Annotated in this window: 9 protein-coding genes; 1 reads left to right on the top strand and 8 read right to left on the bottom strand. The window is 43.6% G+C overall.

From position 1 onward, the window contains the following. Positions 1 to 271: 271 nt before the first annotated feature. The 8 genes from ACT3TU_RS12360 to pilM form a co-directional block, all read right to left on the bottom strand. Positions 272 to 1,387, bottom strand: a complete 1,116-nt coding sequence (locus ACT3TU_RS12360) for a hypothetical protein (RefSeq protein WP_192524411.1) — start codon at positions 1,385 to 1,387, stop codon at positions 272 to 274. 132 nt (positions 1,388 to 1,519) lie between these two features. Then, positions 1,520 to 2,638, bottom strand: a complete 1,119-nt coding sequence (gene aroB / locus ACT3TU_RS12355) for a 3-dehydroquinate synthase (protein WP_192524412.1) — start codon at positions 2,636 to 2,638, stop codon at positions 1,520 to 1,522. Between the two features lie 218 nt (positions 2,639 to 2,856). Continuing rightward, the gene (gene aroK / locus ACT3TU_RS12350) at positions 2,857 to 3,426 is read right to left on the bottom strand and encodes a shikimate kinase AroK (protein ID WP_192524413.1); all 570 of its coding nucleotides are present in this window, start codon (positions 3,424 to 3,426) and stop codon (positions 2,857 to 2,859) included. A gap of 215 nt (positions 3,427 to 3,641) precedes the next feature. Beyond that, a complete protein-coding gene (locus ACT3TU_RS12345) occupies positions 3,642 to 6,002 on the bottom strand; it encodes a type IV pilus secretin PilQ (RefSeq protein WP_444784428.1) in 2,361 nt (786 codons plus the stop codon). Positions 6,003 to 6,029: 27 nt separating this feature from the next. After that, the gene (locus tag ACT3TU_RS12340; protein WP_192524414.1) at positions 6,030 to 6,563 is read right to left on the bottom strand and encodes a pilus assembly protein PilP; all 534 of its coding nucleotides are present in this window, start codon (positions 6,561 to 6,563) and stop codon (positions 6,030 to 6,032) included. Then, on the bottom strand, positions 6,563 to 7,270 hold the full coding sequence (locus ACT3TU_RS12335) for a type 4a pilus biogenesis protein PilO (RefSeq protein ID WP_192524415.1): 708 nt from the start codon (positions 7,268 to 7,270) through the stop codon (positions 6,563 to 6,565). Before ACT3TU_RS12335 ends, ACT3TU_RS12340 begins: the two co-directional genes overlap by 1 nt. Next, positions 7,267 to 7,920: a PilN domain-containing protein gene (locus tag ACT3TU_RS12330; RefSeq protein WP_192524416.1), complete on the bottom strand. Its 654-nt coding sequence runs from the start codon at positions 7,918 to 7,920 to the stop codon at positions 7,267 to 7,269. The genes ACT3TU_RS12335 and ACT3TU_RS12330 overlap by 4 nt, the downstream gene beginning before the upstream one ends. Beyond that, positions 7,920 to 8,984 carry a type IV pilus assembly protein PilM gene (gene pilM, locus ACT3TU_RS12325; protein ID WP_192529441.1) on the bottom strand — a complete coding sequence of 355 codons (1,065 nt, stop codon included), beginning with the start codon at positions 8,982 to 8,984 and terminating at the stop codon, positions 7,920 to 7,922. Before pilM ends, ACT3TU_RS12330 begins: the two co-directional genes overlap by 1 nt. 184 nt (positions 8,985 to 9,168) lie before the next feature. Between pilM and ACT3TU_RS12320 the strand changes: the two genes are divergently transcribed. Then, a complete protein-coding gene (locus ACT3TU_RS12320; RefSeq protein ID WP_192524874.1) occupies positions 9,169 to 11,823 on the top strand; it encodes a penicillin-binding protein 1A in 2,655 nt (884 codons plus the stop codon). Positions 11,824 to 12,003: the final 180 nt, after the last annotated feature.

The raw sequence follows: 12,003 nt of genomic DNA, 5'->3' as shown, positions 1-12,003 counted from the left end.
GATAAAAAAACAAAAGATAGTTGATCTCGAAATATGCTAACACATGGGATAAAAAAACCCACCAAATCAGTCATTAGGTGGGTTACAACAGACTAGGGCGTGTCCTCAATTCAAGCGATTGTATCTAAATGGGCTAAAAATGGCTAAATTTGGCCAATCATCGTCAAATAGCTAATTAATATCTCGATATTATTTGCGCTATTTTCCTCGTTTGACGGCAATTTATCTCATTTTTATAATGAGGACACGCCCTAGCCATTACCAGAAAAAACTAATTGCTTTTTTCTTCAATAAGCTCTTTTATGCTGTCATTATTATTTTTTGCTGTTCCTGTATTAGCAGAGTTTGAACCTGAATTGGCATTTTTATTAACAGCGTTTGCATTGGTCTTTTTTTCAGCCGAATTTGGACTGTCGTTATTATTACTATTCGCACTCGGAGGCTTAGGTGTTGCCACGACGGGTGGTTTTGTCGATGTACTATTATCCGTGCCTGCCGCTGGTTTTTTATTTTCTTGATCAGGCTTACGAGTATTATCAGTATTTTTAGGCGATGCAGCATCAGGAGCCTGCTCTTCACCGCCAATGACACGCTCTTCATTGACTGATAAAGTCTCAGAAGTATCCGCTGACTGACGGATGCTTTCACCGCTGCCACCCGTGCTTTGATTATTGCCCGCTGCTTGGTCATTAGCTTGCTGGTCTTGTTGACGTACTGGCACTTCGCGCTTGGTTGGTTTCAAGTTAACAGAGCGGGTGCGCCTTGTGCTTAAGTCTTTTACTGGATCCGGGCGCTCATAATTATCAATGATGCTGACGTAGCGATTGATTTCCTCTGGTAATACACGCACATCAGCAGGCAGTTTAAAGTCTATTAATTTGGCAGCCCCTACCGCTTCTTGTGGGCTACTCATGAGTCCATAAGTCAGCATATAACGGACTTGGTTGTCCTCATCAAGATAACGGAAATAGGAGAATTTCTTACGATCTTCGCGGCTTTCTAAGTAACTGACAATCACATCGTTTTCAGCAACATTCATCACCTGTACCGTCCACTTGCCTTTATTGGCGAGAAGGTAACGCTTATCTTTAAACTCATCGGGATAATTGCGTAAATCACGAACTGTGGCATCAAAATTTATCGGCTGTACATCGGTATCAAGCTCATGCAACGACTCAATCTTTAATGGCTGCTCAAGTTCTGTACTTGATATTTGCGGCGCTGCTATCGGCGCATTCTCTATCTTGGCACCCATCGCGGGGGTTTGGCTTAGCATCCACACTAAAGCCGTAACAACGCCCAATAACAAGGTCATTATGAGCCAAATCAATGCTTGTCGGCGATATGATTGGCCAGCGGTACGCGTCGTTGATTTTGATGCTGCCATGAGAATATCCTTGGTAAAAATAGAGTTGACCGCATTTAATATAGTGGGTTTACTTTAAAACAATACAGTCGATTCACTTTAAAAAAGACATCGTATTGCTGGGATGCTTGCTTTATGATATTTGTACTGTTTTTATTGAGGACTGACTATACGTTGTGCCAATACCTCAGTTAATAGCTTGGCATCAAAATCATTGGTCAGTACCGCCTTACCTATTGATTTTAACAAAATAAGCCGGATTTGTCCGTGTTTCACTTTTTTATCATGCCCCATCAGACCCAAAGCTGTGTCTACCGCAATAGGCGGCGGTACAATAGGCAGGTTAGCGGACACTAATATACGCTTAATACGAGCAACGTCATCAACCGTTAACCAGCCCATTTTTTGCGACAGCTCAGCGGCTTGTACCATGCCAGCAGCAACTGCCTCACCGTGCAGCCAGTTACCATAGCCCTGATGCGTCTCAATCACATGACCAAAAGTATGACCAAAGTTTAGCAAAGCGCGCACACCTGACTCTCTTTCGTCTTGCGCCACCACATCCGCTTTGTACTGACAGCAGCGCTTGACGGCTTCGCCAAGTACTGCCAAATCTAACGCCATCATCGCTGGCAAGTTTTCTTCAAGCCAAGTCAAAAAATCTGCATCCATGATAAGTGCATATTTAATGACCTCAGCAAGCCCTGCTGATAGCTCACGAGGCGGTAGGGTTTTGAGCGTATTCATATTAGCAAGCACCATCTGCGGCTGCCAGAATGCGCCAATCATATTTTTGCCTTGCGCATGGTTAATGCCTGTTTTGCCCCCAACGCTCGAATCCACTTGTGATAATAGCGTCGTTGGAATCTGGATAAAACGTACTCCACGCATAAAGCTTGCCGCTGCAAACCCTGTCATATCACCGACTACGCCGCCACCCAGTGCAATAAGGGTAACATCACGATTGAAATGCTCTGCCATTAAGGCGTCGTAAATCTCATTGATGCTGCTCTGGTTTTTATATTGCTCACCATCTGGTAGCACGCAAACCTTGACAGAAAAGCTTGCAGCCAACTCTTCTTCTAAAGCTTTTAGGTATAAAGGCGCTACGGTATCATTAGTGACAATCAATACTTGGCGACCAGTAATATAGGGCGCGACTTGCTGTGCCATACTATTGTTTTCTGTCGCCGTCTTTTCAGTAATGACAATCGGATAATCATGACTTTGCGTATGAACGGTTAAGCTGTCATGAAACAGTGGCAGGGCCATGAAAGTCTCCTTAAGTATGCTTAATAAGATAAAAGTAACTGCGCCTAGATGGTGCTATAGCCGATCCATTATAAAAAAATACAGTGCTACTGGGATAAATTGTGCGCAGCCTCTGTCTGCACAAGCACAGTAAGCAAGAAAAATTTGTCCCAGTAGCGCGTGATAATATTTGTACTTATTTTATTTAGGACTGACTATATACATTATCAATTTTATGATTAATCGCCTTTAGGCTTTAATACTACAGGCGCTACAATAGTAGGCACACAGAAAGACTCTAACTGCTGCAATAACTGATTAACCATATGACGTGGGTAAGTATGGCCAGTAGGCATAATAATATGCGCAACCTGCCGATATAATGGATCGCGGGCACTATATAAATCTTGCAGGATTTTCCTAGGATTGGGCTGCTGTAACAATGGCCGTGACTTATCTTTAGCAGTGCGAGCCATTTGCACATCGACTGGTGCATTAAGGTAAACCACAATGCCGCGCTGCGCTAGAAAATCTCGATTTTCAGCACACATGACAGCGCCACCACCAGTGGCTAATACGATTTGTGGTTTTTGCGTCAACTCATCGATGGCGCGTGTTTCACGTTCCCGAAAGCCCGCCTCACCTTCTTTTGCAAATATCCAAGCAATATCTGCCCCTGTCTGCGACTCAATATACCAGTCACTGTCTACAAAGGTGCGTCCCAAGTGCTTGGCAAGTAATTTACCAATTGTCGTCTTCCCTGCTCCCATCGGACCCACTAAAAACACCGACGGTAATTCCTCCACCATAATACTTACTCAGCTAAATTAGGTATGATACAACGTCATTGATATTCTGGCTAGTAATGCGCTGGGATTATTGTGAGTAAAATTTTGACGACATCATCAATGAGTGTACTGATATAAACATTGATGACAGCAATTGCTTTAAAACGGCTAAATTCTTCCACAAAAAAAGCAAGCACTAAGGCTTGCTTTTTTACTAACAATCAAACAAACGCTAATCAATCTAGACGACTAATGCCATCATTGATCAATTTTGGTGTGATAAATATCAGTAGCTCTTCTTTAGCATTATTACGCACATCCTTACGGAATGCGCGACCGATATAAGGCAGGTCACCCAAGAAAGGGACTTTATCCACACCATTGCTGGTACGGTTTTTAAAGACACCGCCTAACACAACCGTTTGACCATCTTCAACGATAACATTGGTTGAGATAGAGTCTTCAGCGATAGCCACCTGGTTATTAATAATAGTTGGTGTGCCATTGGTGATAAGCAGTTGCAAGCCAATTTTACCATCAGGGGTAATATTAGGTGTGGCCTCCAAACTTAACGCCGCTTCTTTAAAGCTGGTGGTCGTTGCACCACTGGCCGATGCTTCTTGGTAAGGAATCTGCGTACCAGAGGATACTTTCGCTGTTTGCTTATCGGCCGTCAAAATCTTTGGGGTAGAGATTACTTCACCGCGGTTGTCTGCTTGTAGTGCTGACAACTCAAGATCGAGCATAAAATCAGAGATACCAAGCAGACCAAAAGCGATACTACCTGCTGGATTATCAACCCCTAAGTCGACATTCAAATTATCAGGACGGCTAATGTCATATTTAGGATAAGAGACAGTTTGACCATTGACTGTGGTGGTCTCAACATCAAAATCTTTTAAATCCCACAACGTTTGGTTGCTGCCACCCACCAATAAGTTGCGGTTGTTGGCTGCACCATTCGATAAAAGACCCCAACGTACCCCAATCTCTTTACTGAAACTGTCAGTGGCGCTAACGATACGTGCTTCAATCATTACCTGACGGACAGGAATATCGATTTTGCCAATCAATTTATGGATATTTTCAATACTGTCTGCCACATCTTTAATGATCAAAGTATTGGTGCGTTCATCAACCGTTACTGTGCCGCGATTGGATAACAAGGTATTATTATCGTCACGATTTGAGCTACTACTGCCGCCAGATGATCCACTGCCTTGAGAGATAAGGGTCAATACTTCAGGGGCTTTTGCATAGCTTAAACGAATGTATTCTGTACGTAGCGGCGCATAAGACTCAACCGCTTGCTGTGCTTCTAAATCACGTGCTTCTTGCGCAGCCAGCTCAGTAGAAGGCGCAACCAAAATCACATTACCATTCTCGCGTTTACCCAGATTCTTACTCTTAAGGATAATATCCAGCGCTTGATCCCAAGGTACGTTGATAAGGCGCAAAGTAATATTACCCGCGACCGAATCACTCGCCACGATATTCATCTCAGTAAACTGCGCCAAAATATCTAAAACACTACGAATCTCAACGTCTTGGAATTCCATAGATAGCGCTTCACCACTATAGACTTTTTCTTCAAGTGTCGGCTCACGTAACAGCGCAGGCTTGTTGATACTGATATTTAACTGCGTACCCGACTGATAGGCTTGATATTCAAAATCTTCTTTCATATTAATGGTAATAACACCATTTTTATTTTGATTTTTGGTATCGATACTATCAACCAAACCGCTATTAATATTTAATCGACGCAACAGATTTCGTGGCACGGTGCTACCCGTCAAACGCACCACCAGCTTGTTACCTTGGCGCTGCACATCAACTGGAGTGGCTTCATTGGCCAGTGCGATACTGACATTACCGCCACCATCTTTCCCTGCGGCAAAATTAACCGCGCTTAAACCTTCATAGCTATACTGCTTACTGACTTGTGAAGCAGCAAGCTGCGGGTCTAATAATGGGTTAACTCTGACCACCATCGTATCGGCAGGTGCTTTATTTTTTACCCCTGTGGTCGAGGCTGCATTATTAGTCGCAACGGGTGTGCTACTGGTTTCTACGATTGGGGTGACCTTTGGGGTGGTCGTGACGGCATTGTTATTAAGCGCATTGTTATTAAGGGCATCTTGGACAGGATCGTTAGTCATCACTGGACGATTAGGATCAGTAATCGTGAGCAATAAATCGTTGCCATCAATCGCCGTTGTATAATTACCCGCCTGTTTCAGCCCAACAATTAGGCGCGTGGTACTATCGCCGCTTAACGTCGTAACATCATTGATCATGCCAACATTATATTCATTGAAACGACTAGCAAGCCCATTTTGCACTTGTTCAAAATCTAGTACCAAACGGCTGGGATCATCTAGCTGGTAGGCCGCAGGTAATACTGGCAACCCTGCAAACCCCAAACGCATTTGCGTCACTGCTGGTGCAGTTTGTACCACAGAGACATTATTAATGCGCTGTGCGGCATGGGCGCTGCTACTCACTGCTACCATGCTGATTGCCAATGCGGAAATGGCAAAAGCAGAAGATACGCGGTTGCTCATCATCATTACCTTGTTATTGCGTACTGTCATTATTTATTCCTCAAAAAATCTGCCGACTTAGCTTATAGGGGAAACCAGCGACTGGGGTTTTTCAACAAACCCTGCGCGGCTGTCTGGCAAAATTTCAATCAAGTTAATCTGGGTCGGCGTGATTTCAACAATACGGCCGTCATTTAATCCAAGGTAATCACCAACCTTGACACTAGCAACTGACCCATCAGGGCGCTGTACCAGCGCATATTGCTGACCTTCAGGGGAAATTACCACACCTCGAAAGACCAACTGCGATAGCTCATATTGTTCAAGAGGATCTTTTACCCTTAAAATATCAGGACGCACACCATCGATAGAGGTCGTAGGGCCTTGGACATTGACTAAACTTGGTGGTAAAAATGGGCTACGCTGCGCACTGGCGCTATAAACAAAATCTTCTACCAACTCAGCCTTAGGTGGTGGCTCAATCGGTTGCGCTGGCTGGTTACGAATATCCTTCAGCGCTTGCTCGGCCATACCAATACGATCAGTACAACCGGTCATTGATAGAACGGTAGCGCTTAATATCAGTAGCATGGGCAATTTTTGAATAGTCATTAGTTGCCTCCTGCAGCATCGGCTTCTTCACTTTCAGAATCAGTTTCTTTTGAGCGATAAGTTTTGGTTTGTAATACCAAGTTTAGTTCTGGTAGCACATCCAAAGTTGGCTGCGGATTACTGACTTCAAAATCATGCATGGTGATAATTCGCGATAAGGCAGCAAGGCCACTGATAAAGCTACCAAACTGATGATACTCACCCAAAGCAGCAATACGAATAGGCTGTTCAATAAAGAATTCATTTTCAATTTCAGGTTCTACTGAAATATCTTGGAAACGTATATTACTGCCAACGCCCGTCATATTAATGCCTTCTACTAGCTCAGACACACGAGTCTCCTTTGGCAACTGATCGAGTAAGGTATTGAACTCCACCTCCATTTGAATCACTTGAGCTTGATAAGCTTCGAGATGACGCGCGCGTGACTCTTTTTCACGGTAGCTATCAAGCAAAGTCTGTTGCTGACTCTCAGCCGCTTTAATTTCATCAATTTTGCTACTAATCGGGAACGCCCATGCTAGTGCAGCAATCAGTACGACGATGAGGCCAATGACCGTTGTTTTTACCGGAAGTGGCCAGCTACCATAGTTTTCAGAATCTAATGATTCAAAACTACGGCGAAACTCATTTAAATCAAATGGCTTCTTTGTCTTTAAAGCGGTCTTTTTGGTTTTGATCAAGCTTCTTTTACGGCTAAGCTTCATAGCTCACCTCCAAGTCCAGTATTGGCATCAACAGGTGTGGCCTTTTCTGACTGCACTTTCGTAGTGACTACAAACTGTACATAGCTGTCTTCAGGATAAACGGGGCGAGATTGTCCACCAGTAGCAACCGTATTATTAAGGTTTGGCGCTGCTTGATAAGCGCTGATGTTCTGTTGAATATTACTAACGGCTGATTTGTCCATCCATTTACTGTTATCCAAATTTCGGATTAAGCTTGAGACGATATTTGGGTTATCAGCAAGGCCTGTCAAGGTAATAACATCACCTTCACGCTTTAGATTAGTTAAATAGAGCGCAGGCGGCATCGCTTTTGCCAAATCATCCCACAAGCGTACAGGTACAGGACGTCGACCTTGCAAGTCTTGAATCACCTGCATACGTGAGATGATGTCTTCGCGGCGTTGTTCTAGGCTGTCAATTTCAACCAACGCCGTATCCAATAGTGCGTTTTCTTTTTCAATCAATGCATTGGCATCAAGCTGTTCATCAAGCTCGTTATTAAAATAGCTCCATGAAGCGAATGCAGCCAATAGAGTGAGCAAAGTGACTGCCACTACTAAAGTGAGAAATTCTTTATTGCGACGTGTGCGCTCTTCTTGTCGCCAAGGTAAAAGGTTAATACGAGCCATTAGTCGAAGCTCCTTAACGCAAGACCGCAAGCGGCCATTAAGCTGGGTGCATCAATGGCCAGTTGCTCATTATCGATATGTGGCGCAATGGTCATATTGGTAAATGGATTAGCAATACTCACAGGCACGCCCAATCTCTGTTGAGCCATACCTGCAAGACCGGCAATAGAGCTACTACCACCAGCCAGCACCACGTAATCGATACTGCTGTATTGGCTTGAAGAAAAGTAAAACTGCAATGAGCGGGTAATCTGCTGAATGGTATTTTCTATAAATGGAGCCAATACATCGGTATAGTAATCATCAGGTAAAGTATGCTCACGTTTACTAAGCGCTGCTTCTTCTGCTGATAGTCCATAACGGTTCTGTATGGCCTCTGTTAGCTGAACACCACCAAAAAGCTGTTCACGACTGTATATGAACTCGCCGTTTCTGGCGATATACAGCGTGGTTTGATTGTGGCCAATATCCACCAAAGCCACTAACTCTGGCATGCTAGGTAAGTTATCCACCATCAAGCCAAAAGCACGCTCGATAGCGTGTGATTCAATATCCATAACCTTGGTTTTTAGTCCACCAAACGTCAAAGCGTCGACTCGTTGGTCGACGTTTTCAGAGCGAGAAGCAGCCAGTAGCACTTGCACCATATCATCGCTGACTAAAGAGGGACCTAGAACTTCAAAGTCCAAATTAACATCTTCTAATGCATAAGGTATATACTGATCGGCATCCAAACGTATTTGAGCTTCGCGCTCAACATCGCTCAGCACCATATCCATATCGATGATTTTGGTAATAACCGCTGATCCTGAAACCGCAGTGGCAGCATCAGCATCAGCAACTTGGCAGCGCCGAGCTAAGCTGGTAATAATATTACCAACAGCTTCTGTGTCTACTAAGAGTTTATCGACGACCACACCTTCTGGCAGTCTCTCAATACCATAAGATTTTAGGTGGAACATACCTTGTTGGCGCTGTATGTCAACCAACTTTACTGAGGTGGCACAAATATCCACACCAATCAAATGTCGACTTTTAGAAGTAAATAGCCTCACAAACTCCATACCTTATATTAAGTGTACAATTTGATAGTTATTTGTAATAATTGAATACAATACTTTACTTAACAGATAGATTCAAGCATTTAAATTACCTATTAAGGCTAACTTACACATTTATTATGACCTGCCTATTTTGTTCAAGGTATAATATCTTATCTTTTTCAAATCTTAATGAATAAGTATTATTATGGCCAAAAAAAATGCTACTGTTCGTTTGATTCACTTTTTGGTGAGTCTTTTTATCGCTTGTCTAGCATTGGCGGTTGTTTTAGCACTTGCTGTACCGATTGGCTTTTATGGTATGGCGATGTATTTATCTCCAACTTTGCCCAGTACTCAAGAGATTAAAACTGCAAAATTAGAAATGCCGTTACAGATTTATAGTAGTGACGATAAATTAATCGGTCAGTACGGCAATCGTTTATCGCTACCTATTACTTTTGAAGACATTCCTGAAGACTTAACCCATGCTTTTTTGGCAGCAGAAGATGCTTCCTTTTTTCAGCACAGTGGCATCAGTATTAAAGGTCTTGGTCGCGCTGTTACCGAAGTAGTAACGGACGATGATAGCCAGACAGGTGGTTCAACCATCACCATGCAAGTCGCTAAGAACTATTTCTTAAGCCCCGAGCGTACGTTAAACCGTAAACTGACTGAGTTGTTTTTGGCACGTAAGATTGAAGACGAACTGAGTAAGAACGATATCCTCACCCTTTATGTCAATAAAATTTACTTGGGCGAAGGCGCGTATGGTATTCGTGCTGCCGCCAAAAAGTACTATAGTAAATCACTAGAAAACCTGACGATTGCTGAGATGGCCATGTTGGCAGGATTGCCAAAGGCACCATCTAAGTACAACCCTGTTGCCAACCCTAGTCGTGCACTGACTCGCCGTAACTGGATCATTGGACGTATGCATGAACTGGGTTATATTACACAAACGCAACATGATGAAGCAGTCAATTCACCGATAGGCATCAACCTTTATAAAGAAAAGCTTGACGTTAATATGCCGTATTTGGCAGAAATGACACGCTCTACTTTGGTTGGCCGCTATGGCGAGCAAGTAATGCATGGTGGTTGGCGCGTGCGCCTTACTGTCGATAGTAAAGCACAAACAGATGCAGAAGCTGCGATACTAACGGGTTTGGTTGCTTATGAGCATCGTCATGGCTGGCGTGGAGCAGAAGCCAATGACGAGCCTTTAGAAGACTTCCGTCGTTATAGCAATATGTCTCCCGCCAAAGTCATTAAGGTCAATAATCGTAGTTTTGAAGCAACAATGCCATCTGGTGAAAATATAACGGTCAACTGGTCTGGGATGAGCTGGGCCCGTAAATATATTTCTGCCGATCGTATCGGTTATTTCCCCAGCAACGCCAGTCAAATCGTGAGCAAAAACGATATTATTCGGGTGATACCTACCGCTAATGGCAATTGGCAGCTGGGACAAATCCCTAAAGTACAAGGCAGTCTGGTTTCATTAAATCCAGAGACAGGTGCTGTCAATGCCTTAGTCGGTGGTTTTGATTTCAATCATAGTAAATTTAACCGAGCTTTGCAGGGCTGGCGTCAACCAGGATCAACGATTAAGCCGCTTATCTACACGGCTGCCTTAGAAAAAGGCTATCGCCCAGATAGCATCGTCTCAGATCGTCCGATTCAAGTAGGTGACTGGAAGCCTAAAAACTCTGATCAGCGTTTTTTAGGTGATATCACCTTACGTCGCGGCCTTTACTTATCGCGTAACTTGGTTTCTATCCGTCTGCTACGGGCGATTGGTATCTCTGATGCACGCAATTTATTAGATGAATTTGGCCTCGATAAAGAAAAACTACCAACAACGCTATCGTTAGCACTGGGTGCAGGACAGGCAACCCCCTTACAAATGGCAACGGCTTACGCGACTTTTGCAAATGGTGGTCACCGTGTACAACCATATTTTATTGAACAAATTTATAATTATAAAAACGAACTATTATTTCAAGCCAATCCGCGCCAAGCATGCGCCCTATGCTTCAACGAACAACTAGAAGACCTTAATAAAAAGCTAGTCGAAGATTACGATGCAAGAATAGAAGCTGAAAACAGTACTAATACTGATAAAGCAACTACTAAAAACAAAGACTCAGAAAATGCAGAAACTACTGAGGAAGATATTGAAGCGAGTAACGTAAGCGTTTACGATGCCAGTCCACAGTCAGATCGTCTAAAAGCCCCAGCCGTACAATATGCGATGGCCGAACAAGCACCGCGAATCTTAAAGCCTAGAGTCGCTTTTGAGATGGCAGACATCCTACGTGATGTCGTACAGCGTGGTACGGCAGTAAGAGCAAAGGCCTTAGGCCGTAATGATATTGGCGGCAAAACAGGTACCACCAATGAGGCTAAGGATGCATGGTTTGCAGGCTTTCATCCCACCAATGCAACTATCGTATGGATGGGTTTTGATCAGCCCTCGACTCTCGGTCGCCGTGAGTATGGCGGTGTTGCAGCCCTACCCGTATGGATGGACTTTATGAAAGCTCAATTAAAGGGCGTACCTAACCAGTGGGTATCCATTAATAATCGCTCTAAATCTCAAAAACAAAAGCAAAAAATCATCAACATGACTGACGATGGTATCGTGACCAGTGACGATGAAGATACAGATAGCAGTACATCGGTAAAACCTGTTAAAACCCAAACTCAGCAGCGCAAACCTGAAGCGCCTGAGCCTGTTGAGGATTCAAGCACCCCACAAGCGACAAACGCCACTAATAGCCAAAATAATAATGACAGCGTACCGCAAAACCCACTGTCGGTGACACCCGTTGAGCGCATGCCACCTCTGCCAGAGTAAATGAAAGCGCTAGACTACAGTAATAAAAGACAAAAAAGGCTTGTTTAGCGATTGCTAAGCAAGCCTTTTTTTGCATACCTTTATCGCTTCTATGGGTGTAATGGACAAAATTCATGCTAAAAATTAGAAGGTAGTCGCTAATGGACATAATTCATGCTATTTGAGTGACTTCGACCCTAA

This window comes from Psychrobacter sp. AOP3-A1-26 (assembly GCF_052378235.1).
Classification (GTDB): Bacteria; Pseudomonadota; Gammaproteobacteria; order Pseudomonadales; family Moraxellaceae; genus Psychrobacter.
This window is presented reverse-complemented; position numbering and strand designations above follow the sequence as displayed.

Coding starts and splice junctions, on each gene's coding strand:
- pilM (WP_192529441.1), bottom strand. CDS start 8,984: ATGGAGTTTGTGAGGCTATTTACTTCTAAAAGTCGACATTTGATTGGT.
- ACT3TU_RS12340 (WP_192524414.1), bottom strand. CDS start 6,563: ATGACTATTCAAAAATTGCCCATGCTACTGATATTAAGCGCTACCGTT.
- ACT3TU_RS12345 (WP_444784428.1), bottom strand. CDS start 6,002: ATGACAGTACGCAATAACAAGGTAATGATGATGAGCAACCGCGTATCT.
- aroB (WP_192524412.1), bottom strand. CDS start 2,638: ATGGCCCTGCCACTGTTTCATGACAGCTTAACCGTTCATACGCAAAGT.
- ACT3TU_RS12320 (WP_192524874.1), top strand. CDS start 9,169: ATGGCCAAAAAAAATGCTACTGTTCGTTTGATTCACTTTTTGGTGAGT.
- aroK (WP_192524413.1), bottom strand. CDS start 3,426: ATGGTGGAGGAATTACCGTCGGTGTTTTTAGTGGGTCCGATGGGAGCA.
- ACT3TU_RS12335 (WP_192524415.1), bottom strand. CDS start 7,270: ATGAAGCTTAGCCGTAAAAGAAGCTTGATCAAAACCAAAAAGACCGCT.
- ACT3TU_RS12330 (WP_192524416.1), bottom strand. CDS start 7,920: ATGGCTCGTATTAACCTTTTACCTTGGCGACAAGAAGAGCGCACACGT.
- ACT3TU_RS12360 (WP_192524411.1), bottom strand. CDS start 1,387: ATGGCAGCATCAAAATCAACGACGCGTACCGCTGGCCAATCATATCGC.